Here is a 23,729-nt window from a genome sequence, read left to right as displayed (position 1 = left end):
TCCTTCAAGCGGGGGAGCGCTGCGCGCGGGGGGGCCACACGCGCGGGGCGGCGCGAGGGAGCGCACGGTAGCAGAGCCACTTTCTTCCGTGGAGGCTCGCTTGCTCCGCTGCTGCGCGAAGCGGCTGGGAGGGTAGGCGGGCAAGCGACATGTACTGCCCCCGTCCTGCGCGCGAGCGCGATCAGCGCCCGCGTGCTCGCGCGGCAGGTCGGGGGCGCGCGGGCGTGGTAGACCCCGGACGTACATGGAACCGACCGTCATCCTGGGTGGGGGACTCGCAGGGCTCTCGACCGCGCACTTCCTCGGGCGCGCGCGGCCCTGGCAGCTCGTGGAGCGCAGCGAGCGGGTGGGCGGGCTGATCAAGACGGAGGAGATCGAGGGCTGCCTCTTCGACCCCACCGGGCACTGGCTGCACCTGCGCGACCCGGAGATCCGCGCGCTCGTCACCGAGCGCTGGCTGCCGGGCCAGCTGGTCACCCTCCAGCGCCGCGCGGCGGTGTTCAGCCGCGGCGTCTTCACGCGCTTTCCCTACCAGGTGAACACGCACGGCCTGCCGCCCGAGGTCGTGGCCGAGAACCTCGTGGGCTACGTGGAGGCCGTGTACGGCGAGAAGGGCAGGGCGCTGCGCGAGCGCGAGCCCGCGAACTTCACCGAGTTCATCCTGCGCTACATGGGCGAGGGCTTCGCGAAGAACTTCATGCTGCCCTACAACCGCAAGCTCTGGACGGTGGACCCCTCCGAGCTCTCGGCCGAGTGGGTGGGGCGCTTCGTGCCGCGCCCCACGCTCAAGGAGGTCGTGGACGGGGCGCTCGGCGTGGGCAGCGATGCGCTGGGCTACAACGCCTCGTTCATCTACCCGCGCGAGGGCGGCATCGAGTCGCTCGCGCGCGCGATGCTGCGCGGGCTCGAGGGCGGCGAGGTCTCGGTGCGCACCGAGCCCACCGCCATCGACTGGCGCGCGCGCCGGGTGAGCCTCTCGGACGGGCGCACGCTCGGCTACCGCCACCTGGTGTCCACCGTGTCCCTGCCCGGGCTGGTGCGGCTGCTGGGCGAGGGCGCCTCGGGGGTGCCGGACGAGGTGCGCGCGGCCGCCTCGCGCCTGAGGGCCACCACCGTCACCTACGTGAGCGTGGGCGTGCGCGGCGCGAACCGCCAGCCCTGGCACTGGATCTACCTGCCGGAGCCCGAGTTCAAGACCTACCGCATCGGCTCGCCCTCGGCGGTGTACGCGGCGCTCGCGCCCCCGGACACCAGCACCTTCTACGTGGAGTACAGCCACCACGGCGAGCTCTCGAAGGAGGCGTGCGAGCGCCACGCGGTCGAGGACCTGCTGCGCTCGCAGATGATCCACGCGGCCGAGGACGTGCGCTTCGCGCGCGCGCGGGAGATCCCCCACGCCTACGTGCTCTACGACGCGGCCTACGGCGAGGCGAAGCGGGAGATCCTCCGCTTCCTCGAGCACGCGGGCATCCAGACCGCCGGCCGCTACGGGCAGTGGGAGTACTCCTCCATGGAGGACGCCATCCTCGCGGGCCGCGCGGCCGCGCGCGCCGTGCAGGGCTAGCGCGCGCTGTCGGCTCCGAGGCAGGGGGCGCCACAAACCGTCGACGCCCCGCGCGCGGCCGTGTTAGCAGCGCGGACCCAGAGCCATGGCCCCGTTCCTCTCCATCGTCATCCCCGTCTACAACGAGGCCTCCATCGTCGCCTCGGCCGCCGCCGAGCTGCGCGAGGGGCTCGAGGCCCGCGGCCTCGACTACGAGATCATCTTCGCGGAGAACGGCAGCCGGGACGCCACGCCGCAGATCCTCGAGCGCATGTGCCAGGAGCACCCGGGCCGGCTGCGCTGGTTCCACAGCGAGACGCCCAACTACGGCGCGGCGCTCAAGCGCGGCCTGCTCGAGGCGCGCGGGAAGTTCGTCATCTGCGACGAGATCGACCTGTGCGACCTCACCTTCTACGACGCCGCGCTCCCGCGGCTCGTGCACGACGAGGCGGACATGGTGGTGGGGAGCAAGGCCGCGCGCGGCGCGAGCGACCACCGCCCCCTCGTGCGCCGCGCCGCCACCCGCGTGCACAACCGCCTGCTCAAGGTGGCGCTCGGCTTCAAGGGCACGGACACCCACGGGCTCAAGGCCTTCCGCCGCGAGGCGCTGCTGCCCGTCATCGAGCGCTGCGTGGTGGACATGGACGTGTTCGCCAGCGAGTTCGTCATCCGCGCCTGGCGCCAGGGCCTGCGCGTGCTGGAGATCCCCATCCAGCTCCACGAGAAGCGCCAGCCCTCCATCCACCTCTTCCGGCGCGTGCCCAACGTGCTCAAGAACGTGGGCAAGCTCTTCTACGTCATCCGCATCCGCGGCACCTGATGCGCACGGGCCCGCTCGCGTCGGTCTCGCTCGCGTCGGCGTCGGTCGACCTCGACTCGCTGCCCCACTACTGCCGCATCCACGGGCTGGACGAGCGGCTGCTCGACGAGCGCGCGCGCCGCCTCGTCTACGGCGTGGCGCTGCCGCGGCTGCTCGAGTGCTTCGAGCGCGCGGGCGCCCCCGCCACGCTCTTCGCCATCGGCGAGGACCTCGCGCTGCCGGGCGCGAGCGCTGCGCTCGCGGCCGCCCATGCGAGCGGCCACGAGGTGGCGAGCCACTCCTTCTCCCACGACTACGCGCTCTCGCGCCGCGCGCCCGGGGACATCCTCGAGGACCTCGCGCGCGCGGACGCGGCGCTGGAGGCGGCCACGGGACGTGCGCCCGTGGGCTTTCGCGCGCCGGGCTACACGCTGAGCGCCGCGCTGTACCGGGCCTGTGAGGCGCGCGGCTACCGCTACGCCTCCTCCACCTTCCCGGCCGCGCCCTACTACGCCGCGAAGGCCACCGTGATGGGCGCGCTCGCGCTCGCGCGGCGCCCCTCGCGCTCGGTGCTGGACAGCCCGCGCGTGCTGCTCGCGCCGCGCACGCCCTACTGGCCCGACCCCGCCGCCCCCTACCGGCGCGGCGAGGGCCGCGTGCTGGAGCTGCCGGTGAGCGTCACCCCGGGCCTGCGCTTTCCCGTCATCGGCACCTTCGTGGCCACGCTGCCCGGGGCCGTCACCGCCTCGCTCTACCGCGCCCTGCGCCGGGACGCACTCTTCAACCTGGAGCTGCACGCGGTGGACGCGCTGGACGCGAGCGACGGCATCCCGGAGGCGCTGGTGCGCCGCCAGCGCGACCTGCGCGTGAGGGCCTCGCTCAAGCTCGAGCGCCTCGCGGCGCTGCTCGCCCGGGTGCGCGCGGAGCGCGAGCTGCTGCCGCTGTGCCAGGCGGCCGAGCGCCTCGCCCCGCAGGGGCGCCCGTCGGGTGCCGACGCTCCGTGAGTTGCGCCTCCCCTTCGGGGCCGGGCCGGGTGTAAACACCCCACCCATGCTCGAGCAGCTCGGCGACAGGGTGAAGCGCGGCCTGCGGCAGTGGACGGAGCGCATGGCGGCAGAGGGCGCGGCTGGCGGTGCGGCGGGCGGCGCCGGCAGCAGCGCCGACCGCTTCAGCGCGCTCGCGCGCACGGAGAACGAGTACGGGGTGGACCCCTTCGGCTTCAACCGCGAGTTCAGCCTCGCGGCGCTCGCCCCCTTCATCTGGCTCTACCGCCACTACCACCGCGTGCAGGTGCACGGCATCGAGCGCGTGCCGCCGGGCCGGGTGCTGCTGGTGAGCAACCACTCGGGCCAGCTGCCCATGGACGGCGCGATGATCGGCGTGGCCATGGTGCTCGAGGCCCGGCCCCCGCGCTTCATCCGCAGCCTCGTGGACAAGTGGGTGCCGGCCCTGCCCTACGTCTCCACCTTCATGGCGCGCATGGGGCAGATCGTGGGCACCCCGGAGAACTGCCGCCGCCTGCTCAACGCGGGCGAGGCCATCCTCGTCTTCCCCGAGGGCACGCGCGGCATCGCCAAGCTCTGGCCCCAGCGCTACCAGCTGCAGGACTTCGGCCTGGGCTTCATGCGGCTCGCGCTGGAGACGGACACCCCCATCGTGCCGGTGGCCGTGGTGGGCGCCGAGGAGCAGGCGCCCGCGCTGCTGGACCTCAAGCCGCTCGCGCGGCTGCTCGGCATGCCCGCCTTCCCCATCACCCCCACCGGCGTGCCCTTCCCGCTGCCCACCAAGTACCGCATCTACTTCGGCGAGCCGCTGCACTTCCGCGGCCGCGCGGACGACGAGGACAGCGAGCTGGACAAGAAGGTGCGCACCGTGAAGGGCGCCATCCAGACCCTGCTCAACCAGGGGCTGCGCGAGCGCCAGGGGGTGTTCCGGTGAGCCCGCGCGAGAAGGGCGGCAGCGGCGGCTCCAGCGGCGCTGGGCGCGAGCGCCCCGGCGTGGTGGTCACCGGCATCAGCGGCAACCTCGGCCGCACGCTGGCGAAGCTGCTGCACACGCGCGAGCGCATCCTCGGCCTGGACCGCCGCCCCTTCGTGGGCGCGCCCAAGGACGTGGAGATGCACCAGCTGGACCTGCGCAAGAAGAAGGCGGAGGACGTGTTCCGCAAGCACGACGTGCGCGCCGTCATCCACATGGGCATCATGCACGACCCGCGCATGAGCGAGGAGGAGCACCACTCCTTCAACGTGGTGGGCACCACGCGCCTGCTCGAGTACTGCGCGAAGTACGGCGTGAAGAAGCTGGTGGTGCTCAGCAGCGCGAACGTCTACGGCCCCAGCCCCGACAACTCGAACTTCCTCACCGAGGATGCGCCCCTCATGGGCGCGAGCCGCTTCTCGGGCGTGCGCGACCTCATCGAGGTGGACATGCTCGCGCACGGCTTCTTCTGGAAGCACCCGGACATCGAGACGGTCATCCTGCGCCCGGTGCACATCGTGGGGCCGGGCATCAAGAACGCGCCCAGCAACTACCTGCGCAAGCGCCACCCGTGGGTGCTCGCGGGTTTCGATCCCATGGTGCAGCTCATCCACGTGGAGGACGTGGCGCGCGCGATGGTGGAGGCGCTGCGGCCCGGCCTGCGCGGCGTCTACAACGTGGTGGGCCCCGGCGAGGTGCCGCTCTCCGCCATCTTCCGCGAGCTGGGCAGCACGCCCATCCCCGTGCCCCATCCCCTCGCGCGCCCGCTGCTCGGCGCGCTCTTCAAGTACCGGCTCGCGAGCTTCCCGCCGCCGGAGCTGGACCACATCCAGTTCCTCTGCGCGGTGGACGGCGCGCGCTGGCGCGAGGACGTGGCGTGGCAGCCGCGCCACACGATGCGCGAGACCATCCGCGCCGTGCTCGGCGAGTAGACAGGGGAGCGGGTGCGCAGCCCTTTGCCCACCCGCGTGCAGCCCGCTGCACGCCGTCCCTGACAGTCGTGTCGCATCCCGCGGGGAGGGAGGGGGCCCCGCAGGCCCTGCGTCAGCCCAACTGCCCGATTTCCCGAGCGGCCCCTGAGAAGCTCCGAGGTGGCACCTGGATTGCTCTTCGGGTCCTCCGACATGGGCGCTCCATGGGGGAGCTCCCGACGCCCGTCACCTCGGCCGGCCCCGGGGTGGCGGGCGGATTTTTTTGAGCGTGCTGCAGCCTCGCTAGCGCAGCGCGTCCGCGAAGGGGCCCTCGCTCTGGCGCTCGAGCAGCCAGGCCCCGTTCACGTAGACGAACTGCGACGTCACCGTGGAGGTCTTCGCGCTCATCGACGGCAGGCGCATCCACTGGATGCGGCTGACGACGGTGGCGTGCTGCTCGTCGGGGGCGAGCGTGGCCTCGTCGATCTCGTAGTCGGTGATGGAGAGGTCGCGCGCGTCGTTGAGCTCGCGGCGCGCGCGCTCGAAGTCCGCGCGCCGCTCGGGCACGACGTAGCGCGCCGCGGCGCGGTACTCGCCCCAGCGCACCATCTTGTGGAAGTCCTCCACGACTGGGCGCAGGCCCTCCAACCCGCTGGAGCGGGGCTTCGTGTGGGAACAGCCCCCACCCAGTACGGGGAGGAGGCACAGGAGCAGGGCGAGCAGGCGGATCACGGTGCGGCAGGCTAGCACCAAGGGAGGCCGGAGGCGCGCGCACGGGTGCTATGGTCTCGCGCCCCCGCCCGCTCTTCCGAGAGTCCGCACCGGAGTCTGCAACGCCCATGGCCAAGTCGATGGTGGAGCGCTACGCGCAAGTCCTCGCCCAGGATCCAACCTCCACCGTGTTCGTGGAGCTCGCGCGCGCGCTGCTCGATGCCGGAGACCCGGCGCGCGCCGTGGAGGTCTGCGCGCAGGGGCTCACGCACCACCCCACCTCGGTGGTGGGCCGCGTGCTGTGGGGCAAGGCGCTCATCGTCCAGGGGCGCCCCGCCGAGGCGATGTCCCAGTTCGACCAGGCCATCGCGATCGACCGCGACAACCCGCACGCCTACAACCTCATCGGCGAGACGCTGCTGCAGCGCGGGCTCTACCGCTCCGCGCTGCCCATCCTGCGCAAGGCCGTGGCGCTGCAGCCCGAGGACGGGCGCGTGCGGCTGTGGCTGGAGCAGACGCAGGGCGCGCTCGCCGGCGGCCCCGCACCCGTCTTCGCCGACCTCCACAGCGTGACGCGCGCGCAGGACGCCGCGGGGGCCCACGACCCGGACGCGCCCGCCACCGACGCATCGACGCACGCTCCGGACGCAGTGAGCGCTTCGAGCGCGCGCCCCTCGAGCACCGCCGAGGCGCCCGCAGCAGGGAACGCGAAGTCCTCGGGGCTCCGTGCGCAGACGGCGCCGCGCGCCGGACGGGAGGAGCCTGCCTCCTCCGCCGTGGGGACGAGCGCCGCGGGCGAGGCGATTGCCCTGCCGGGCCCCGCTGGGCGGACGCACTCCGCCGGGCCCGACGCAATCGCGCTGCCCGGCCCCGCGGCAACCGCGACTTCCGCTGCGGGTGACGCGAACGCGCTGCCCAGCCCCGCGGCGGCGGGCGGGCGCGCCGGGAAGCCGGAGCTTCCCTCCGAGGACGTGGACCTGAGCACGCCGGCGCAGGGCACCCCGGTGCACGAGGCGCCGCGCGCGGCCGCCCCGCGCGAGGCGGGCTTGCCGCAGGTGGTGCGCCGCGCGCGTCCCGAGCGCTCCCGCGGCGCACCGCCCGTGCTCGTGTCCGCGGAGGGCGGCCCCCCCGTGCTGCAGCCGGTGGAGGCCCCGCCCAGCGCGGGTGCCCCGCCGGTGCTGCAGCCCGTGGACTCCTCGCCCGGCTCGAATGATTTCGCCCCGCCGGTGCTGCAGGCGCTCGACGGCGGCCTCCAGGGCGTGAGCGAGCACGCCGCCTCCGCTCCCGAGGGCAACGCGGGCGAGCCCGCCCTGGACGTCGCGCTGCCCAGCTGGGCGGACCCGCAGGAGGCCGCGGCCCCGGTGGCGGGCGGTGACGGCGGAGGCCTGCTCGGAGAGCTCCTCCCGCCGCCTCCCGAGCCGCTGCCCGAGCCCGTCCCGGCGCCCGCGCGCTCCAAGCGCTCGCTGCTGGAGGACCTGCCCGAGCTCGCGCCCCCGGCGGCCCCGGAGCTCGCCGCGAGCGCGCCCACCGCGACCACGCCGACGCGTGCCGCGGAGATTGCCCAGGCCTACGAGCGCGAGCTGCGCGAGAAGCTCGCGCAGCAGGAGGCTCGCCCCTCGCTGCTGCGCCGCCACGGACCGAAGCTCGCGCTCGCGCTCGTCGCGCTCGTGGTGCTGGGGGTGGGCGCCGGCGTCTTCTTCACCCGCCGCGCTGCGCAGGGCGGGCAGACGCTGGGCGAGACCCTGGACCTGGCGGAGCGGGCGCTCGGTGAGGACACGCCCGCCTCACTGGAGCGTGCGCTCACCCTGCTCTCGCGCGCGCACGAGATGGACCCGGAGAGCACGCGGGCCTGGGGCCTGAGCGCGCACGCGCACGCGCTGCGCTTCTCCGAGCAGGGGCAGAGCCCCGAGGAGCGCCGCCTCGCCCTCGAGGCGCTCGCGCACCCGGGCGTGCGCGCGGAGCAGCCGGCGCTCGCGCTGGTGACGGACCTGCGCGTGGCGGACGACGCCGCGCGCCCCGCCGCCCGCGCTGCGCTGCTCGGCTCGAGCCTGGAGAACGCGGAGGTGCACGCGCTCGCCGGCCAGCTCGCGCTGCGCGAGCACGACGCGAAGGCCGCCGTGGGCCACTTCCAGCGCGCGCTCGCGCTGCAGCCGCGCCACGTGCGCGCGCTGGTGGCACTGGGGGGCTACTACCTCGAGTACGGAGACCTGCCCAACGCGCTCAAGGTGTACGAGACGGCGCGCTCGGCCTCCCCGCAGCACCCGGCCGTGCGGGTGGGCAGCGCGGAGGCCCGCATCGCGCTGGGCCAGGAGCTGCCCCAGGCGCTCGCGGACATGGAGGCGCTGGGCCGGGAGCTCGCGCGCGAGAAGGGCGCGGGCCTGCCCGAGGGCCTGCGCGAGCGCCAGGTGCTCGCACAGGCGCGGCTGCTCTCGGCGCTGGGCCGCCATCCGGAGGCGCGCAGCCTCCTCGCCGCGCAGGCCGAGGGGCCGCGCTCCTTCGAGGTGCAGCTCGCCCTCGGGCAGGTGGCGCGCGTGGCCGGAGACCTGCCCGCGGCCCAGCGCGCCTTCGAGGCGGCGCTGGCCCTGCGCGCCGACAACGAGGAGGCGCTCGAGGGGCTGGGGCGCACGCTGGTGGACCGCGACCGCGAGCGCGACGCGCTCGCGCGGCTGGGCGAGGCGCCCGGGCGCAAGGTGGCCCTGGTGCGCGGCGCGGCGTACACGCGCCTGGGCGACTGGAAGCGCGCCCGCGCCGAGCTCGCCCGCACGCGGGTGAGCGACCGCTACCCCACGGAGGCCGTGGTGTACCTCGCCCTCGCGGACGCGGCGGCGGGCAACGCCGAGCAGGCGCGCAGCGTGCTCGAGCGCACGCTGGCCTCGGTGCGCAGCGCGCGCGGGCCCGTGCAGGTGGCCCTGGGCAAGGTGTACTGGCAGTTGGGCCAGCGCGACCGCGCCCGCAGCCAGTTCGAGTCCGCGAGCAAGGATCCGCTCGACGCCGAGGGCGCCTGCGCGCTCGGCCGGCTTCTGCTCTCCCTGGGGCTGCCGGACCTCGCGCTCGAGCCGCTGAACCAGGCGGTGGCCCGCAACGGCTACCACGGTGAGGCGCGCGACGCGCTGGGCCGCACGCTGCTCGCGCTGGGCCGCGGCCCCGAGGCGCTCAAGCAGTACGAGGCGTGGCAGCTGGACAACCCGGGCGATGCGCGGGGGCAGAAGGGCTTCGCGCTCGCCCTGCTGCAGGCGGGCCGGGTCGCCGAGGCGGACGCGGCGTCCGCGCGCGCCGTGAAGCTCTCTCCCGCGGACCCCGAGGCGCAGCGCCTGCGCGCGGTGCTCGCCTTCCGCGCAGGCGACGCGAAGGCGGGCTTCGCCGCGCTCGAGCGCGCGAACAAGCTGGACCCGCACAGCGCCCCCACCTTCTGCGAGATCGGCCACGCCTTCCTGCGCCAGGGCAACGCCGGGGGCGCGCAGAAGGCCTTCGAGGCGGCGCGGCGCGAGGAGCCCGAGAGCGCCTGCGGCCAGGTGGGCGCCTACTGGTCCGAGCTGCCGGAGGGCGGCGGCAAGCCCGCGGTGCGCGCGCTGCAGCAGCTCGCCGGCAAGGCCCCGAGCGCCGCGGACCGCGCCTTTGCGCAGGCGGCGCTCGCGCGGGTGCTGCTCGCCACGGGCGCGCCGAAAGAGGCGCGCGCCGCGGCCGAGGAGGCCGTGAAGCTGGACCCGCAGTCCGGCCGCGCCCAGCTCGCGCTCGGCCTGGTGCTGCTGCGCCAGCGCCAGGAGGAGGCGGGGCGCACGGCGCTGCAGCGCGCCGCCGAGCTCGAGCCCGCGGACGGGCTCGTGCGCCTCGCGCTCGCCGAGTCCCTCGAGCGCACGGACCCGGGCCGCGCGCTCGCCGAGTACGAGGCCTTCCTCGAGCGCGCAGGCGCCGCGCCCGAGGCCGCGCGGGTGAAGAAGCTCGTGCCCACGCTCAAGCGCCGGCTCGTGGCGGTGGGCCAGTGAGCGCACCTGCCGGCACACCCCGCTCGCCGCCCTCGGGCCCGCGCCCGCGCGCCCCGCTGTGGTCGGTGCTCGGCGGCAATGCCTTCATCCTCTCGGTGCTCTACCTGCTGCTGGGCATCGGCGTGGAGCTGGGCCGGCGCATGTACCCCTCGCGCTTCCTGCAGCGCCTCTCGCTCTCGCTGGACTCGCTGCCCGCGCGGGCGCTGGAGCTGGTGGGGGCGCTCTCGCCCCTGCGCGACGCGTACCTCGAGGGCCGCGTGAGCGAGCTCGGGGTGCGGCTCGTGTTCGGCGCGACCACGCTGGGGGTCATCTTCCTGCTCGCGCTGCTGGTGGGGCTCGCCGGCTGGAGCGTGCGCGGCGCGCTCGAGCGCCGCCTGCAGCAGCGGCACTGAGGCCCCGGGGGCGCCTCCGCATTCCGGAGGCGCACGCGCGCCGGCCCTACACCTTGCGGCTGCGCGCGCGCCGAAGGTGCGGCGCCACGGGTGCGGCGGTGGGGGTGTGCCCGGCCGCGCGGGCCATGAGGCAGATCTCCACCACCTTGGGCCCGAAGCGCTCCCAGCGGCTCTCCCCGGTGCCCTTCACCCCGAGGAAGCTCGCGCGGTCGGTGGGCAGCACCGCGGCGAGGCCCAGCAGGGTGGCGTCGTTGAAGATGATGAAAGGCGGGATGTCCAGCTCGCGCGCGAGCTCCTTGCGCCAGCGCCGCAGCTCGGTGGCCGCGAGCTCGCTGTAGCCCGGGGGCGGGGCCCCCGGTGCGCCCGCCGTGCGTGAGGCCGAGACGAGCTTCTGCGCGCGGCTGCCCGCGCACACGTCGCAGCCGGTGCAGGTGGGCTCCACGTCCTGCTGCCCGAAGTACTGCAGCAGGAAGGCGCGGCGGCAGCGCTTGGTGTACGCGTAGTCCGTCATCCGCTTGAGCAGCAGCAGCGCGCGCCGCTCCTGCTCGCGCACGCGTTCCAGGTCCACGCCCAGCTCGCGGAAGGGGACGCGCGCCAGCGCGCGGATGGCGCGGCCGGCGAAGGGCCTGCGCACGTGCAGCGCCCCGGCTTTCTCCAGGAGCCCCACCGCGTGGCGCACCTCGTCCTCGGAGAGGGCCGTGCGGCGCGCGAGCAGGGGCAGCTCGGTGGTGATGGTGCGGCCGATGGAGACCGTCTCCAACATCGACTGCAGGAGGCGCTGGGCGTCCGGGGCGTGGGGGTGGGCGAGGGTGGCGCGCTCCGTGAGGGTGAGGCCGTACTCGCCCTCGCCGCGCCCGCCGCGCTCGAGCTTCCCCTCGCGCTCGAAGATCTTGAGCGCGGCGCTCACCTCGAACTCGCTCGCGCCCACCGCGCCCGCGAGCGCGAGCAGGCCGCGGTCGTACGCGTCCACGCCCTGCAGGAGCCCCCACACGTCCGCGAGCACCGCCTCGGAGGGGTGGCTGCTCTCGATGAGCCGCTCCTGCGTGTACACGTCCGCGTGGTTGAAGAGCAGCACCGCGCGCGCGGGCTCCCCGTCTCGTCCCGCGCGGCCGATCTCCTGGTAGTAGGCCTCCACGGCCTTGGGGATGTTCGCGTGGGCGACGAAGCGGATGTCCGGCTTGTCGATGCCCATGCCGAAGGCATTGGTGGCCACGGCCACCGCGTCCTTCGCGGACATGAAGTCGTCCTGGGCGCGCCGCCGCGCCTCGTCCTCCATGCCCGCGTGGTACAGCACGCTGCGCAGCCCCCGCGTGCGCAGGCTCGCGTGCAGGCCCTCCGCCGCGCGCCGCGTGGAGCAGTAGATGATGCCGCTGCCGCCCTCGGAGGCGAGCTGTGCGCTCGCCTGGCGCCGCTCCTCGTCTCCGCTCACCCCCACCACGTCCAGGAAGAGGTTGGGCCGATCGAAGCCGCGCGCGTACACGAGCGGGTCCTTCATCAGCAGCGAGCGCACGATGTCGTCGCGCACCTCGGGGGTGGCGGTGGCGGTGAGGGCCACGGTGCGCGGGGGGCGCAGGCGCTTGCGCACCTGGCCCAGCAGCGCGTAGTCCGGGCGGAAGTCGTGGCCCCAGGCGCTGATGCAGTGCGCCTCGTCCACCGCGAGCAGGTCCACGCCCACGCCGGCCAGCGTCTCCAGGAAGCTCCCGCTGCGAAAGCGCTCGGGCGCCACGTAGAGCAGCCGGTACTCGCGCGCGCGCACCCGCCGCAGCCGCTCGGCGCGCTCCAGGTCGCCCAGGCTCGAGTTGATGAAGGTGGCGGGAATGCCGCGCGCCGTGAGCGCCTCCACCTGGTCCTTCATCAGCGCGATGAGCGGGCTCACCACCAGCGTGAGCCCGGGCAGGAGCATCGCCGGGAGCTGGTAGCAGAGGCTCTTGCCCGCGCCGGTGGGCATCACCACCACCACGTTGCGGCCGTCGAGCACCGCGCTGATGACCTCGTCCTGGCCGGGCCGGAAGCTCGCGAGCCCGAAGTGGCGCACCAGCCCCGCGTGGGCTTGCTCGAGGTGGGGCAGGGCTGCGGGCATCCGGCGCATATTCACCGTTCCCTTCGGGAATTCAACCCAAGGCGTGAGGGGGCCGCGAGATCCAGGCCGCCCGCCACTGGGACGGCGAGCCGGGCCCGCAGCGCGCGGACCTCCTCCGCGAGCCTGGCCGTCCGCTCCGCGTCCAGCCGGCCGTCCACCACGACGTCCCCCTCGCGCACCCCGCGCGGCAGTGCGCAACGTGCCATCCCGCGCACCTGTCCCGTGTCCAGGTCCACGACCTCGGCGCGCGCCCCCTCGAGCAGCTCCACCTGCAGCGCGCCCCCTGCACCGCCCACACCCCCGATGCCCGCCATCAGCGCCTCCTCCTGCCGCCGCCCGCGCTCCACTGCACGCCCGCTTCGGGCGGCGCGAGCAGCTGCCCGCGCTCGAGCAGCGAGGCGAAGGCGCCATCTCCCACCACCACGTGGTCCAGCACCTTGATGCCCAGGAGGCGCCCCCCTTCCGCGAGCTGGGCGGTGAGGGCCACGTCCTGCGCCGAGGGCTCGGGGTCTCCGGAGGGGTGGTTGTGCGCGAGCACGATGGCGCTCGCGCGCGCGGTGAGCGCCGTGGCGAACACCTCGCGCGGGTCCACCGGGCACGCGTTCATGGTGCCCTCGGCCACGCGGGCGTCGTGCAGCAGCACGTTGCGCGGGTTGAAGCACAGGACGTGGAAGACCTCGCGGCGCAGCGCGCTGAGCGTGGGGGCGAGGTAGGCGTAGATCTCCGAGGGCGTGCGCAGCCGCGGCCGCCGCTCGGAGGCCCGCTGCGCGCGCCGCCCCAGCTCCAGCGCGGCCACCAGCTGCGCGGCGCGCACCCGCCCCAGTCCCGGCCGCTGGCACAGCTCCTGGGGATCCAGCTGCAGCAGGGCCCGCAGGCCGCCGCCCGCCGCGAGCAGCGAGCCCGCGAGACCCCCGGCGCCGCGCCCCGCCGGCGCGAGCAGCACCCCGAGCAGCTCCGGGTCGGTGAGCGCCGCGGCCCCCAGCCGGTACAGCCGCTCGCGCGGTGCCTCCAGCCCCTCGTCTCCCGACCCCTCGCCCCCGACCTCCCACCGCTCCATCCCGCCCCCCGTCCCGGCCGCCGGCCGCGCCGGAGAGAGAAGAGCAACGTGCGTGCCCACCGCCGCGCCCTGGGCAGGGCCCCGGCCGCGCCGTCCCGGCCCGCCGCAGCTGCCCGCGGCCCCGGACGGACGCGCCCGCACCAGCTGCCCTCTCGGGCGCCGAGAACGCGGGCGCTAGAAGCGCGAGATGGCGAAGAACGCCTTGATCTTGTCGTTCGTCTCGCGCAGGCGGACCGAGAGCGTGCGCACGAAGGTCCAGAGCAGCACGTACGCCAGGTCCTTGTCGGTGAACATCAGCCGGTCCAGCTGGGCGCGCTCGATGACCCACACGCTGCAGGGGGTGTGGGCGATGGCGTCCGCGGAGCGGGGGCTGTCCTCGATGAGCGCCATCTCGCCGAAGTACTGGCCGGGCTCGAGGATGGCCAGCGCCTCCTCCCCGATGCCTGGCACGCTCTTGGAAATGCGCACCTTGCCGGACAGGAGGATGAACACCTCGTGCCCGGCGTCTCCCTCCCGGAAGAGGAAGGCGCCCCCCTCGTAGGTGCGGGGCTGGGCGATGCTGGCCACCTTGGCGAGCTGGCCCTGGGTCAATCCCTCGAAGAGCGCAACCTTCTTGAGCAGCTGGGCATCCATCTGGGACTCACGGGGGCAGGGCGGCTCTGGTACGGTTCCCCCTCTCTACAGCAATCAGGAGCGAGGTCCAAAGTGGCGGAGAAGATCAACAAGGTCACCATCATCGGCTCGGGGCCTGCGGGCTACACGGCCGCCATCTACGCGGCGCGGGCCAACCTGCAGCCGGTGATGTTCGCGGGCGGCCCCACGCTCGAGGCGCCCCAGCGCGTGCCCGGCGGCCAGCTGATGGTCACCACGGACGTGGAGAACTACCCGGGCTTCCCCACGGGTGTGACCGGTCCGGAGCTGATGGAGAACTTCCAGAAGCAGGCCGAGCGCTTCGGCACCAAGATCCACATGGAGAACGTGCTGAAGGTGGACTTCAGCAAGCGCCCCTTCTTCATCCAGGGCGAGACCGCCTCCTACCACTCGGAGACCGTGATCATCGCCACCGGTGCGTCCGCCAAGTGGCTGCACGTGAAGGGCGAGGACACCTACCAGAACCGCGGCGTCTCGGCCTGCGCCACCTGTGACGGCGCCTTCTTCAAGAACCAGGACGTGCTGGTGGTGGGCGGCGGCGACACGGCGATGGAGGAGGCCAACTACCTGGCCAAGATCGTGAAGAGCGTCACGGTCATCCACCGCCGCGACTCCCTGCGCGCCTCCAAGATCATGCAGGAGCGCGCCTTCCAGAACCCCAAGATCTCCTTCCTCTGGGACAGCGCGGTGGAGGAGGTGCTCGGGGACGCCAAGGGCATGAGCGGCGCCATCGTGAAGAACCTCAAGACGGGGGACCGCAAGCAGCTCGCGGCCACCGGGCTCTTCGTGGCCATCGGCCACACGCCGAGCACCGAGCTGTTCAAGGGCATCCTCGAGACCCACGACAACGGCTACCTCAAGACCGTGCCGGGCAGCACCCGCACGAGCATCGAGGGCGTGTTCGCCTGCGGCGACGTGCAGGACAGCTACTACCGCCAGGCGATCACCGCGGCAGGCACCGGCTGCATGGCGGCGATCGACGCCGAGCGCTGGATGATCGAGCACGGCGAGTAGTCCCCTCCACCTCTCCAGCCCCAGGCCCCCCTCCATGAGCACGAAGCAGCAGAAGGCGAAGACCGTCGCGGTGCACGCGGGCGCCCGCCCCCTGGCGACCCGCTCCCACCCGGTGGTGCCCTCCATCCACGTCTCGGCCGTCAGCTACTTCGACTCCTGTGACGACCTGGAGCTGGCGCTGGACGGCAAGGACTACAGCTACAGCCGCATCAGCGCCCCCAACACCGAGCTGCTCGAGGAGGCCATCGCCGCGCTCGAGGGGGCGGAGGCCTGCGTGGCCTACGGCAGCGGCATGGCGGCGCTGAAGGCGGTGTTCGAGGCCCAGGGCTTCAAGCCCGGGGACCGCATCCTCATGCCGGGAGACGGCTACGGCGTCACCCTGCGCCTCTACAAGCAGCTGTGCGCCCGCTTCGGCGTGGAGCTGCACACCGCGCAGATGTCCAAGCCCGGCGCCCTCGAGCGCATCGCGCAGGTGAAGCCCAGGATGGTGCTCGCCGAGAGCGTGACCAACCCGCTGCTCAGCGTGCCGGACATCCGCCGCATCGCGAAGGCAGCCCACGAGGTGGGCGCTGCGCTCGTGGTGGACGCCACCTTCCCGTCCCCCCACGGCCAGCGCGCGCTCGCGCTCGGCGCGGACTACGCGGTGCAGTCCACCACCAAGTGGCTCAACGGCCACTCGGACGCGCTGGGCGGCGCGGTGAGCGGCAGCCGCGAGCGCATGGCGGAGCTGCGCAGCAACCGGCTCGTCGGTGGCGAGGTCATCGGGCCCTTCGAGGCCTGGCTCACGCTGCGCGGCATCCGCACGCTCGCGGTGCGCATGAAGGCCCACAACGAGCACGCCCTGCACGTGGCGAAGCGGCTCAGCGAGAGCCCGCTGCTCGAGCGCGTGTACTACCCGGGCCTGCCGAGCCACGCGGACCACGCGGTGGCGAAGGAGGTGCTCGAGGGCGGCTATGGCGGCATGGTGGCCTTCGAGATCAAGGGCGCGGCCCGCCCCGAGGGCTTCCGCTTCCTCGAGTCGGTGCGCCTCGCGCGCCCCGGCCCCAGCCTCGGGGACGTGTGCACGCTGGTGATGCACGCGGCGAGCGCCAGCGCCCGCCGGATGACGCCCGAGGAGCGCGAGGCGGCCGGCATCAAGGAGAGCCTCATCCGCGTCTCGGTGGGCCTCGAGGACCCGGACGACGTGGCGGACGACCTGCTCGCCGCGGTGGCCGAGGCGGTGAAGCGCCCGTGAAGATGGTGGACGTGGGGGGCAAGGAGAAGACCGAGCGCGTCGCGGTGGCGACCGCGCGGCTCTCCATGCTCCCGGCCACGCTCGCGCGCATCCAGGCGGGCGAGGTGGAGAAGGGGGACGTGCTCGCCGCGGCCCGGCTCGCCGGGGTGATGGCGACCAAGCGCACCCCGGACCTCATCCCGCTCTGCCACCCCATCTCCATCTCCGGCGTGGAGGTGCAGCTGGAGCCGGAGGCGGGCGGCGCGGGACTGCTCGTCCGCGTCACCGTGCGCACGGTGGACCGCACCGGCGTGGAGATGGAGGCGCTCACGGCGGCCTGCGCCTCGGCCCTCACGGTCTACGACATGTGCAAGAGCATGGACCGCGGCATGGTGCTCGAGGCGGTGCAGCTCGAGCACAAGGCAGGGGGCCGCTCGGGGGAGTGGAGCCGCGAGCCCAAGCGCTAGCGTCCGTGCTAGGGAAGGGGCATGGCCCCTTCCACCCCAGATCCGCTGCTCAAGTGGCGCTCGGAGTTCCCCATCCTCGAGCGCAAGGCCGGCTACCTCATCAACAACTCGCTCGGCGCGATGCCGCGCAAGGTGCCCGAGTACCTGCGCGCCTACGCGGACCGCTGGGACAGCGAGGGCGTGGTGGCCTGGCACACCTGGCTGCCCATGGTGGCCGAGGTCGCGGGCATGCTCGGTGACATCCTCCACGCGCCCAAGGGCACGATGATGATGCACCAGAACGTGAGCACGCTGACCTCCATCCTCATCTCGGGGCTGGACTTCCGGCAGAAGCGCAACAAGGTGGTGCTCACCGAGCTGAACTTCCCCTCGGTGGCCTACAACTGGTTCGCGCAGCGGGACCAGGGCGCGCGCATCGAGGTGGTGAAGAGCCGCGACGGCGGCCTCAACGTCGAGACCGAGGACCTGCTCGCCGCCATCGACGACGAGACCCTCGTGCTCGCGCTGGACCTGGTGCTCTTCCGCTCCTCGGGGCTCATCGACATCCAGCCGGTCATCGAGAAGGCGCACCGGCACGGCGCGATGGTCATCCTGGACTGCTACCAGGCCACCGGCGCGGTCCCCATCGACGTGCAGGCGCTGAACGTGGACTTCCTCATCGGCGGCAGCGTGAAGTGGCTGTGCGGCGGCCCCGGCGCGGCGTACCTCTACGCGCGGCCCGACCACGTCAAGACCTTCCGCCCTCGCAACACCGGCTGGTTCAGCGACCCGCACCCCTTCGACTTCCGCTTCGGAGACCCCGAGTACGCGGAGGACGCGCACCGCTTCATGGGCGGCTCTCCCAGCGTGCCCGCGCTGCACGCGGCGAAGGCGGGCTACGAGATCATCCGCGAGGTGGGGCTCCCGGCCATCCGCGAGAAGAGCCTGCGGCAGACGTCCCTGCTGATGGAGCTGGCGGACGCGCAGGGGCTCACCGTCAACACCCCGCGCGCCCCGCACCGGCGCGGCAACACGGTGGTGATGGACTTCGAGGGCGCGGAGGACGCGTGCCAGCGCCTCATCGCGCAGGGCTTCGTGGTGGACTACCGCCCCGGCGGCGGCATCCGCGTGAGCCCCCACTTCTACAACTCGGACGCCGAGTGCCGCGCCATCCTCGGGGCCATCGCCGAGCTGCGCGCCTCGGGTACACTGCAGAAGCAGCTCCAGGGCAAGCGCGCCCACTGAGGGCGCGCGCGCACAGGACGAGCGAGGGACCGATGTTCAAGATGGGGATGGGCGAGCTGCTCTTCGTGGTGCTGGTGCCGCTCGTGTATGGGCTGCTCTTCGTGGGCCTCATCGCGCTGGGCACGCTCGTGGCCCGGCGCGTGTGGCGCTGGGACGAGCGGCGCGAGCAGGCCGGGCAGCAGCCGCCGCAGGCCTAGCGTCCGGAGCGCGCCTCCTCGAGGTAGAAGGCCACCACCACGAGCGAGTGGGTGATCTCGTTCTCGAGGATGAGCCGCGCCACGTCCTCGCGCCGGTGCAGCTCCACGGCGATGTCCTCGCCCGCGTCCTGGGCGCCCGCGTGCACCTTCTCGCAGTCGCGCGCGACGAAGCTGTAGGTGCGGTTGGTCTGCATCGCGGGGTTGGGGTGCACCCAGCCCAGCGGCTCCACGCGGGCGGGCCGGTAGCCCGTCTCCTCCTCCAGCTCGCGCGCCGCCGCGAGCGCGGGGTCCTCGCCGGGCTCGATGATGCCGCCGGGCACCTCCAGGGTGTTGGCCCGGATGCCGTTGCGGAACTGGCGGATGAGCACCAGCTCGCCGCCCTTCGTGTACGCGATGACGTTGACCCAGTCCGCGCACTCCAGCGTCACGCGCGGGTGCTCGTTGCCGGTGCGCGGGTCGGCGACCACGTCCTCGCGCACCTGGAGGATCTTGAAGTCGTAGGTGCGGCCGCGGCGCAGCAGGGGCCAGGGCTTCGGAGTCACGCAGGCTCCTCGTCAGTTGAGCAGGGCGGCGCGGTCGCGCAGCTCGCGGGCGGTGATCTCGAGGCGCTCGCGGTCGGGCGCCTCGGGGGACAGCTCGAGGCAGCGCTCCACGTCCTTCAGGGCCGCGCGGAAGGCGCCCATGGCGGCGTAGAGCCCGGCGCGGGTGCGCAGCTCGCCCGGGTGGTTCGGGGCGAGCAGCAGCAGCAGGTCCACCACGGCGAGCCCGCGCTCGGCGTCCTCGCGCTCGAGGTACACGCGCCGCAGGTTCGCGAGCATGCGGTAGGTGACGAGCTCCACCGGGGCGGGGGTGAGCATGGAGGGCTCGAACTTGAGCTGGGGCGCCACGCGCTCGAGCAGCTCGCGGCAGCCGGTCTCGGTGAGGATCTCCCCGCCGTGGAAGGGGTCCAGCACCAGCTTGTGGTCTCCCACCTCGCGCGCCACGAGGAAGTGGCCGGGGAAGGGCACGCCGTAGAGCGGGATGCCGGCGCGGCGCGCGACCTCCAGGTAGACGACCGAGAGCGTGATGGGCAGCCCCACCTTCCGCTCCAGCACGCAGTCCAGGAAGCTGTTGTCCGGGGCGCCGTAGTCCTCGGTGTTGCCTCGGAAGCCCTCCACGTCCGCGAGCACGTGGCGCAGGGCCGCGAGCTGGTTGAGGGCCGGGTCGCGCTCGCCCAGGGCGGCGTGGCGCTCGGCCTCCAGCTGCACGTGGGCGGCGAGCGCATCCAGGGTGTGCAGGCAGGCCGCCACATCCAGCTCGGGGTGGGCGAGCGCGGCGATGGCGAGCGCCGCCAGGTCGAGGCGAGGCGGGTCGGCCGCGAGGGCGGAGATGAGTCGCTCGCGGGCGAGCTCGGGGCGGGCGGTGGCGGCAGTGGGTCGCGTCACGTCCCCTTCACCTAACCCTCCGCCCCTCGCGGGGCAAATGCGAGCACCGCCGAGCCCCACCGGCCCCCCCACCGAAGCGTCAGGTTCCGGGCGGCAGGGGCGGCAGGAAGCGGCCCTTGATCTCCGCGCGCACGGCGATCTGCGCCGAGATGAGCCCCGCGAGCAGGCCGTCCTCGTACTCGAAGGTCGGGTGGGCCTTGAGCTCGGGGAAGTCGTGGGCGTTGCGCAGGTCCTCCGGCCCGATGTTGGGCACGGCCTGGCGGGCGAGCCTGAGCACCTTGGCCTGCTGCTGGGTGATCATGCGCTCGAACAGCTGCTCGGCCAGCTGCAGCATCTGCTCTGCAGTCTGCAAGTCCATCTGGATATCCATGCCCCCCCTTCTAACCGACCGGGGGCCCCGGAAGGGCGGCCACGGCTGGCTGCCTGCCCGGGCGGGGGGCTTAGGCCGGCGGGGCGCAGCAAGCCCGGGTGGCTGGTGCGCGGGCTCACGCGTTCCCATCTTGTGACCCGAGCGCCCGGCGCAAGCGCCCGGGCAGAAAGGCACAGGCAAAGATGGCTTACGGACTCAAGGAGGACCCGGCGCTCTCGCCGTCGTCCCACCTGGACAGCGTGGACTACCCCGTGTGGCGCGAGCAGCTGGTGAAGGCCGCCGCGGACAACGGGGCGCCCGTCGAGGTCATCAACCTCTTCAAGTTCCTGCCCAAGGGCCAGTACGACTCGCGCGAGGACGTGATGCGCGACTTCGCCGAGGCCGCGCGCCGCATGGCGGTGGGCGGGCTGTCGGACGATGACGGCGCGAACCGCGACCGCCGCAACCTCGGCCGCGATGCGGTGGAGAACGCCCCCGAGGGCCTCACCCGTCACCCGTAACCGGGACAGCACTCGCATCATGAAGGGCTCGCGGGCGCTGGCGCTTTCTGCCAGCGTCCGCAGCCGCATGAGCGCCCCCGTTCGTCCTGGTCTGCAGCCTGGTCTTCCGCGCCTCGGCCGGCTCGCCCTCGCGCTGCTCGCACTGAGCGCTGCCTCGGGCTGCAAGCGCCGCAGCACCCTGGTGCCCGCCACCGAGTACGTGCAGCCCCTGCGCCTGGAGTTCCGTCCCCCCGTGGGCCGCGACGTCGTCGAGGACATCACCGTGCGCACCCGGCCTGGCGCCGCGGACCTCGCGGCCTCCTCCGATGCCGCCTCCGACGCACCTCCCACCGACGAGCTGACGCTGCGCACCGTCTCGCGCTTCGCCCCGGACCACCAGGCCTGGGTGCTCACGCAGCGCACCACCGCGCTGCAGCTGCGCCACGAGGGCGCCGACGTGCAGAGCCCGCTCGCGCCCCTGCTCCTGCGCGTGCCGCTGCGCGTGCAGCTCGCGCGCGACGGGGCCTTCGTGCGGGTGCTGGAGGCCGAGGGGCTGGAGAGCGCGCTCGCGGAGGCGGGCCTGGACCCGCAGGTGCAGGCGCAGGCGCAGGCGCTGCTCGGAGCGGAGGCGCAGCAGCAGCGGGTGCAGCGCGAGTGGACGGCGCGCTACGGCGGGGTCTACGGGCGCAACCTGCAGCTGGGACAGCGCCTGTACGCGCTGGACGCGGTGGCGGTGGGCGGGCGCGAGCGGGGCTACGTGCTCGAGCGCACCCTGAGCGGCACGCTGCTCACCGACTTCGGCGAGGCGCTGGTGTTCCAGCTGCGCTGCCTCGGCCAGCCGCCGCCCGGCGCGCCCGCCGAGCTGCAGGCGCAGCTCGCCTCCTCCGACGCCCCGGCGCTCGAGCCCAGCGTCTCCTGCGAGGGGGAACAGGTGCTCGCGCGCGGGACGTTCGTGCCGGTGAGGAGCCGCTTGAGCGTGCACGTGCAGGAGCCGGGCGCGGACGGCGGCGCGCCTCAGGCGTGGACGTGGAGCCGCAGCAGCGTGGCGCAGCGGCTCGAGCCCTGAGCGCGCTGGAGCGCCATCAACCCGAAGGAGGTCAGAGGCCATGCAGCATCCGGAGAATCTCATCGAGGACGAGGCGGGCGTGCGCCAGGTGGTGCAGGCAGCGCGGCGCGTGGCGGTGCTCGGCATCAAGACGGAGGCGCAGTCGGGCCAGCCCGCCTTCTACGTGCCGCAGTACCTCGCGCAGGCGGGCGTCGAGGTGGTGCCGGTGCCCGTGTACTACCCGGAGGTGACCGAGATCCTGGGCCGCAAGGTGTACCGCCGGCTCGTGGACGTGCCCGGCGAGCTGGACCTGGTGGACGTGTTCCGCCGGCCGCAGGACCTCGAGCAGCACCTGGAGGACCTGCTCGCCAAGCGCCCCCGGGCGGTGTGGTTCCAGAGCGGCATCCGCAACGACCGCGTCGCCGAGCGCCTCGCCGAGGCGGGCATCCAGGTGGTGCAGGACCGCTGCCTCATGGTGGACCACCGCCGCTACGGCCGCTGAAGGCCGCGACTCCCTCCAGACCCAGGAGCACACCCCGATGGCGCAGGACACCGGAGCGGTCCCCTTTGGCTACAAGCTCGGCTGGCTCGCGGTGCGAGGCCGCACCCCCGAGCAGGTGGCGGCGGCGCTCGGCCTCGAGTCGCTGCGGCCCGTGCCCTGGCTCGAGGGGCTGGAGCGGGTGAGCGAGGACGGGGAGGGGCAGTACTTCCTGCCCCCCGTGCTGGACGGCTGGACCCTGGTGGCCAGCGAGGACCTGCTCTCCGAGGCGTCGCGGGACCCGGACTCGCCCAGGGCCTTCGCGGACCGCGTGGCCACGCTCAGCGCGAGGCTCGGCGAGGTGCAGGCCTTCGCCACCTCCCGCGTCATCGAGTACCACCACTGGATGCGCGCCGTGGACGGCGCGCTGCGCCGCGCCTACGCGTATCTGGGCGAGTCCGGGGAGGTGCAGCTGGACGCGGGCGCCGTGACGCCCGAGGAGGAGGCGCTGCGCGCGGGAGACCCCGAGTGGACCCCGGGCGAGCAGGACGTGATGGCGCTCGCCGGGCGCTGGAGCGTGGACCCCAGCGGCCTCGAGGGCCACCCGGCCGGAGCCCAGCCCGGCCTGCACGGCTGGCGCGCGGGCGCAGCGCCGGGCCGCGAGCCCGCGCCGCCGCCGCCGCGCAGGCCTTCTCCCGAGCAGGAGGCTGCCGACGCGGTGGGCTCGGTGGTCCAGGGGCTGCTGCGCAAGCTCTTCCGCTGAAGAGCGGGAAGGGCGCTTCTACCCGCGTGCCCCCTGCGCGAGCCCCTCGTCGAGCGAGCGCGGCGGCTCGGCGAGCGCGCGGCGCAGCGCCTCTCGCGCCTGCTGCATCGCGAGCCGGCCCTGCTCGAGGCGCTTGGGGCTCACCGCGGGCAGGTGGCTCACCACCACGTGCACCGCGACGCCGCGGGCCGCGAGCAGCGCGAGCTGCAGGCGGAAGTGGTCGTGGCGCAGCGCGAGGTTCCCCGCGGCGATGCCCTGGGCGTAGGCGAAGGGCCCGCCGAGCCGCGCGCCCTGGCGGCTGGGCAGGTAGTGCACCAGCAGCGCCTCGAGCCCCGCGCCCGCGGCGCTCTCCTGCAGCGCGAGCGCGGGCGCCTTGTCCACCAGCCCGCCGTCCCAGTAGAGGTCCTCGCCCAGGCGCACCGCGCGAAAGAGCCCCGGGTAGGCGCAGGTGGCGTGCACGCGCGGGGCGAGCTCGCCCTGGGTGAAGACCTCGGGGCGGCCGCGCGTGAGGTTCGCGCCCACCAGCACCAGCGGGTGGGGGAGCCGCTCGAAGCGGTCCACCGGCAGCGTCTGCTCGAGGAGCCGGCGGAAGCGCTGGCCCTTGAGGAGGCCCGTGGCGCCCGCGCCCCCGGGCAGCGCCGCGCGCAGCACGCCCACGGGGTCCGGGTCCCAGAAGTGCGCGCGCGTCTGCTCGAGCAGCAGCCCCTGGAGCCGCTGCACCTCCATGCCTCCGGCCGCGTACGCCGCCACCATGCCGCCCGCGGAGGTGCCCGCGTAGGCGGAAGGGCTGAGCCCCGCGTCCTGCAGCCCCTGCAGGAAGCCCGCGTGGCCGTAGAAGCCGAAGTAGCCGGCGGAGAGGACGAGGCCGAAGCGTTTGGAGGCGAGCTGGGCGTGCAGGGTGGGGGAGGACATGAGGGCCACATTCTAGCTGGTCACCCGCCCTGAATCGAC

Annotated in this window: 25 protein-coding genes; 16 read left to right on the top strand and 9 right to left on the bottom strand. The window is 74.0% G+C overall.

The window, feature by feature from the left end; translation table 11 throughout:
* The first annotated feature begins 244 nt into the window (after positions 1-244).
* The 5 genes from FGE12_RS10650 (at position 245) to FGE12_RS10630 (ending at position 5,251) form a co-directional block, all read left to right on the top strand.
* On the top strand, positions 245-1,564 hold the full coding sequence (locus FGE12_RS10650; RefSeq protein WP_153866259.1) for an NAD(P)/FAD-dependent oxidoreductase: 1,320 nt from the start codon (positions 245-247) through the stop codon (positions 1,562-1,564).
* An 85-nt stretch (positions 1,565-1,649) separates the two neighbouring features.
* Positions 1,650-2,363: a glycosyltransferase family 2 protein gene (locus FGE12_RS10645; RefSeq protein ID WP_153866258.1), complete on the top strand. Its 714-nt coding sequence runs from the start codon at positions 1,650-1,652 to the stop codon at positions 2,361-2,363.
* Complete coding sequence (locus FGE12_RS10640) at positions 2,363-3,346, top strand: polysaccharide deacetylase family protein (RefSeq protein WP_153866257.1); 984 nt, start codon at positions 2,363-2,365, stop codon at positions 3,344-3,346. Before FGE12_RS10645 ends, FGE12_RS10640 begins: the two co-directional genes overlap by 1 nt.
* A 46-nt stretch (positions 3,347-3,392) precedes the next feature.
* Positions 3,393-4,280, top strand: coding sequence for a lysophospholipid acyltransferase family protein (locus FGE12_RS10635; RefSeq protein WP_153866256.1), 888 nt, complete (start codon positions 3,393-3,395; stop codon positions 4,278-4,280).
* A complete protein-coding gene (locus tag FGE12_RS10630; RefSeq protein WP_194797772.1) occupies positions 4,277-5,251 on the top strand; it encodes an SDR family oxidoreductase in 975 nt (324 codons plus the stop codon). The genes FGE12_RS10635 and FGE12_RS10630 overlap by 4 nt, the downstream gene beginning before the upstream one ends.
* 282 nt (positions 5,252-5,533) lie before the next feature.
* On the opposite strand, the gene FGE12_RS10625 is transcribed toward FGE12_RS10630, so the two are convergent.
* Positions 5,534-5,857, bottom strand: a complete 324-nt coding sequence (locus tag FGE12_RS10625) for a hypothetical protein (protein ID WP_370458954.1) — start codon at positions 5,855-5,857, stop codon at positions 5,534-5,536.
* A 212-nt stretch (positions 5,858-6,069) separates the two neighbouring features.
* On the opposite strand from FGE12_RS10625, the gene FGE12_RS10620 reads away from it, so the two are divergent.
* Both FGE12_RS10620 and FGE12_RS10615 read left to right on the top strand, forming a co-directional pair.
* Entirely contained in the window at positions 6,070-9,924 is a 3,855-nt protein-coding gene (locus FGE12_RS10620; protein WP_153866255.1) for a tetratricopeptide repeat protein, read from the top strand.
* Positions 9,921-10,316, top strand: coding sequence for a hypothetical protein (locus FGE12_RS10615; protein WP_370458953.1), 396 nt, complete (start codon positions 9,921-9,923; stop codon positions 10,314-10,316). Before FGE12_RS10620 ends, FGE12_RS10615 begins: the two co-directional genes overlap by 4 nt.
* Positions 10,317-10,362: 46 nt before the next feature.
* Here FGE12_RS10615 and FGE12_RS10610 read toward each other — a convergent pair whose 3' ends face one another.
* The 4 genes from FGE12_RS10610 to FGE12_RS10595 all read right to left on the bottom strand — a co-directional run bounded on the left by FGE12_RS10610 (position 10,363) and on the right by FGE12_RS10595 (position 14,086).
* On the bottom strand, positions 10,363-12,405 hold the full coding sequence (locus FGE12_RS10610) for an ATP-dependent DNA helicase RecQ (RefSeq protein WP_153866254.1): 2,043 nt from the start codon (positions 12,403-12,405) through the stop codon (positions 10,363-10,365).
* 2 nt (positions 12,406-12,407) lie between these two features.
* A complete protein-coding gene (locus tag FGE12_RS10605) occupies positions 12,408-12,710 on the bottom strand; it encodes a DUF3006 domain-containing protein (RefSeq protein WP_153866253.1) in 303 nt (100 codons plus the stop codon).
* Positions 12,710-13,453, bottom strand: coding sequence for a DNA repair protein RadC (gene radC, locus FGE12_RS10600; RefSeq protein WP_153866252.1), 744 nt, complete (start codon positions 13,451-13,453; stop codon positions 12,710-12,712). Before radC ends, FGE12_RS10605 begins: the two co-directional genes overlap by 1 nt.
* Positions 13,454-13,627: 174 nt before the next feature.
* Positions 13,628-14,086 (bottom strand): cyclic nucleotide-binding domain-containing protein, encoded by a 459-nt coding sequence (locus tag FGE12_RS10595; protein ID WP_153866251.1) that lies wholly within the window; start codon positions 14,084-14,086, stop codon positions 13,628-13,630.
* A gap of 72 nt (positions 14,087-14,158) precedes the next feature.
* Here FGE12_RS10595 and trxB point away from each other — a divergent pair, with 72 nt between their 5' ends.
* Genes trxB through FGE12_RS10570 form a run of 5 tightly spaced genes read left to right on the top strand, consistent with a single transcriptional unit; the run spans position 14,159 to position 18,219 of the window.
* Entirely contained in the window at positions 14,159-15,118 is a 960-nt protein-coding gene (gene trxB / locus FGE12_RS10590) for a thioredoxin-disulfide reductase (RefSeq protein WP_194797770.1), read from the top strand.
* A gap of 34 nt (positions 15,119-15,152) precedes the next feature.
* Complete coding sequence (locus FGE12_RS10585; RefSeq protein WP_153866250.1) at positions 15,153-16,352, top strand: PLP-dependent aspartate aminotransferase family protein; 1,200 nt, start codon at positions 15,153-15,155, stop codon at positions 16,350-16,352.
* The gene (gene moaC, locus FGE12_RS10580; RefSeq protein ID WP_194797769.1) at positions 16,349-16,798 is read left to right on the top strand and encodes a cyclic pyranopterin monophosphate synthase MoaC; all 450 of its coding nucleotides are present in this window, start codon (positions 16,349-16,351) and stop codon (positions 16,796-16,798) included. Before FGE12_RS10585 ends, moaC begins: the two co-directional genes overlap by 4 nt.
* Before the next feature lie 21 nt (positions 16,799-16,819).
* Complete coding sequence (locus FGE12_RS10575) at positions 16,820-18,022, top strand: aminotransferase class V-fold PLP-dependent enzyme (RefSeq protein WP_153866249.1); 1,203 nt, start codon at positions 16,820-16,822, stop codon at positions 18,020-18,022.
* A 32-nt stretch (positions 18,023-18,054) separates the two neighbouring features.
* Positions 18,055-18,219, top strand: a complete 165-nt coding sequence (locus tag FGE12_RS10570) for a hypothetical protein (RefSeq protein ID WP_153866248.1) — start codon at positions 18,055-18,057, stop codon at positions 18,217-18,219.
* Here the strand turns inward: FGE12_RS10570 and FGE12_RS10565 are convergent.
* The 3 genes from FGE12_RS10565 to FGE12_RS10555 form a co-directional block, all read right to left on the bottom strand.
* Complete coding sequence (locus tag FGE12_RS10565; RefSeq protein ID WP_194797768.1) at positions 18,216-18,761, bottom strand: NUDIX hydrolase; 546 nt, start codon at positions 18,759-18,761, stop codon at positions 18,216-18,218. The two genes, FGE12_RS10570 and FGE12_RS10565, sit on opposite strands and share 4 nt — an antisense overlap.
* Positions 18,762-18,773: 12 nt before the next feature.
* Positions 18,774-19,643: a transglutaminase-like domain-containing protein gene (locus FGE12_RS10560; RefSeq protein WP_194797767.1), complete on the bottom strand. Its 870-nt coding sequence runs from the start codon at positions 19,641-19,643 to the stop codon at positions 18,774-18,776.
* A gap of 79 nt (positions 19,644-19,722) precedes the next feature.
* Positions 19,723-20,001: a hypothetical protein gene (locus FGE12_RS10555; protein WP_153866247.1), complete on the bottom strand. Its 279-nt coding sequence runs from the start codon at positions 19,999-20,001 to the stop codon at positions 19,723-19,725.
* Positions 20,002-20,195: 194 nt separating this feature from the next.
* Between FGE12_RS10555 and FGE12_RS10550 the strand changes: the two genes are divergently transcribed.
* The 4 genes from FGE12_RS10550 (at position 20,196) to FGE12_RS10535 (ending at position 22,778) form a co-directional block, all read left to right on the top strand.
* On the top strand, positions 20,196-20,513 hold the full coding sequence (locus tag FGE12_RS10550) for a DUF2795 domain-containing protein (RefSeq protein ID WP_153866246.1): 318 nt from the start codon (positions 20,196-20,198) through the stop codon (positions 20,511-20,513).
* A gap of 67 nt (positions 20,514-20,580) precedes the next feature.
* On the top strand, positions 20,581-21,558 hold the full coding sequence (locus FGE12_RS10545; protein ID WP_153866245.1) for a hypothetical protein: 978 nt from the start codon (positions 20,581-20,583) through the stop codon (positions 21,556-21,558).
* A gap of 40 nt (positions 21,559-21,598) precedes the next feature.
* A complete protein-coding gene (locus FGE12_RS10540) occupies positions 21,599-22,039 on the top strand; it encodes a CoA-binding protein (protein WP_153866244.1) in 441 nt (146 codons plus the stop codon).
* 37 nt (positions 22,040-22,076) lie between these two features.
* Positions 22,077-22,778 carry a hypothetical protein gene (locus FGE12_RS10535; RefSeq protein WP_153866243.1) on the top strand — a complete coding sequence of 234 codons (702 nt, stop codon included), beginning with the start codon at positions 22,077-22,079 and terminating at the stop codon, positions 22,776-22,778.
* Between the two features lie 18 nt (positions 22,779-22,796).
* Here the strand turns inward: FGE12_RS10535 and FGE12_RS10530 are convergent, their stop codons facing one another.
* Positions 22,797-23,690, bottom strand: coding sequence for a patatin-like phospholipase family protein (locus FGE12_RS10530; RefSeq protein WP_153866242.1), 894 nt, complete (start codon positions 23,688-23,690; stop codon positions 22,797-22,799).
* Positions 23,691-23,729: the final 39 nt, after the last annotated feature.

Source organism: Aggregicoccus sp. 17bor-14, from assembly GCF_009659535.1.
Lineage (GTDB): Bacteria > Myxococcota > Myxococcia > Myxococcales > Myxococcaceae > Aggregicoccus.
Note: the sequence above shows the minus strand (reverse complement) of the source record. Positions and strands in the feature narration are given on the sequence as shown.

Bases quoted from the DNA above. Each gene is read 5' to 3' on its own strand.
- FGE12_RS10650 (WP_153866259.1), top strand. From the start codon at position 245: ATGGAACCGACCGTCATCCTGGGTGGGGGACTCGCAGGGCTCTCGACC.
- FGE12_RS10645 (WP_153866258.1), top strand. From the start codon at position 1,650: ATGGCCCCGTTCCTCTCCATCGTCATCCCCGTCTACAACGAGGCCTCC.
- FGE12_RS10640 (WP_153866257.1), top strand. From the start codon at position 2,363: ATGCGCACGGGCCCGCTCGCGTCGGTCTCGCTCGCGTCGGCGTCGGTC.
- FGE12_RS10635 (WP_153866256.1), top strand. From the start codon at position 3,393: ATGCTCGAGCAGCTCGGCGACAGGGTGAAGCGCGGCCTGCGGCAGTGG.
- FGE12_RS10620 (WP_153866255.1), top strand. From the start codon at position 6,070: ATGGCCAAGTCGATGGTGGAGCGCTACGCGCAAGTCCTCGCCCAGGAT.
- FGE12_RS10610 (WP_153866254.1), bottom strand. From the start codon at position 12,405: ATGCGCCGGATGCCCGCAGCCCTGCCCCACCTCGAGCAAGCCCACGCG.
- FGE12_RS10605 (WP_153866253.1), bottom strand. From the start codon at position 12,710: ATGGCGGGCATCGGGGGTGTGGGCGGTGCAGGGGGCGCGCTGCAGGTG.
- radC (WP_153866252.1), bottom strand. From the start codon at position 13,453: ATGGAGCGGTGGGAGGTCGGGGGCGAGGGGTCGGGAGACGAGGGGCTG.
- FGE12_RS10595 (WP_153866251.1), bottom strand. From the start codon at position 14,086: ATGGATGCCCAGCTGCTCAAGAAGGTTGCGCTCTTCGAGGGATTGACC.
- FGE12_RS10585 (WP_153866250.1), top strand. From the start codon at position 15,153: ATGAGCACGAAGCAGCAGAAGGCGAAGACCGTCGCGGTGCACGCGGGC.
- FGE12_RS10575 (WP_153866249.1), top strand. From the start codon at position 16,820: ATGGCCCCTTCCACCCCAGATCCGCTGCTCAAGTGGCGCTCGGAGTTC.
- FGE12_RS10570 (WP_153866248.1), top strand. From the start codon at position 18,055: ATGTTCAAGATGGGGATGGGCGAGCTGCTCTTCGTGGTGCTGGTGCCG.
- FGE12_RS10555 (WP_153866247.1), bottom strand. From the start codon at position 20,001: ATGGACTTGCAGACTGCAGAGCAGATGCTGCAGCTGGCCGAGCAGCTG.
- FGE12_RS10550 (WP_153866246.1), top strand. From the start codon at position 20,196: ATGGCTTACGGACTCAAGGAGGACCCGGCGCTCTCGCCGTCGTCCCAC.
- FGE12_RS10545 (WP_153866245.1), top strand. From the start codon at position 20,581: ATGAGCGCCCCCGTTCGTCCTGGTCTGCAGCCTGGTCTTCCGCGCCTC.
- FGE12_RS10540 (WP_153866244.1), top strand. From the start codon at position 21,599: ATGCAGCATCCGGAGAATCTCATCGAGGACGAGGCGGGCGTGCGCCAG.
- FGE12_RS10535 (WP_153866243.1), top strand. From the start codon at position 22,077: ATGGCGCAGGACACCGGAGCGGTCCCCTTTGGCTACAAGCTCGGCTGG.
- FGE12_RS10530 (WP_153866242.1), bottom strand. From the start codon at position 23,690: ATGTCCTCCCCCACCCTGCACGCCCAGCTCGCCTCCAAACGCTTCGGC.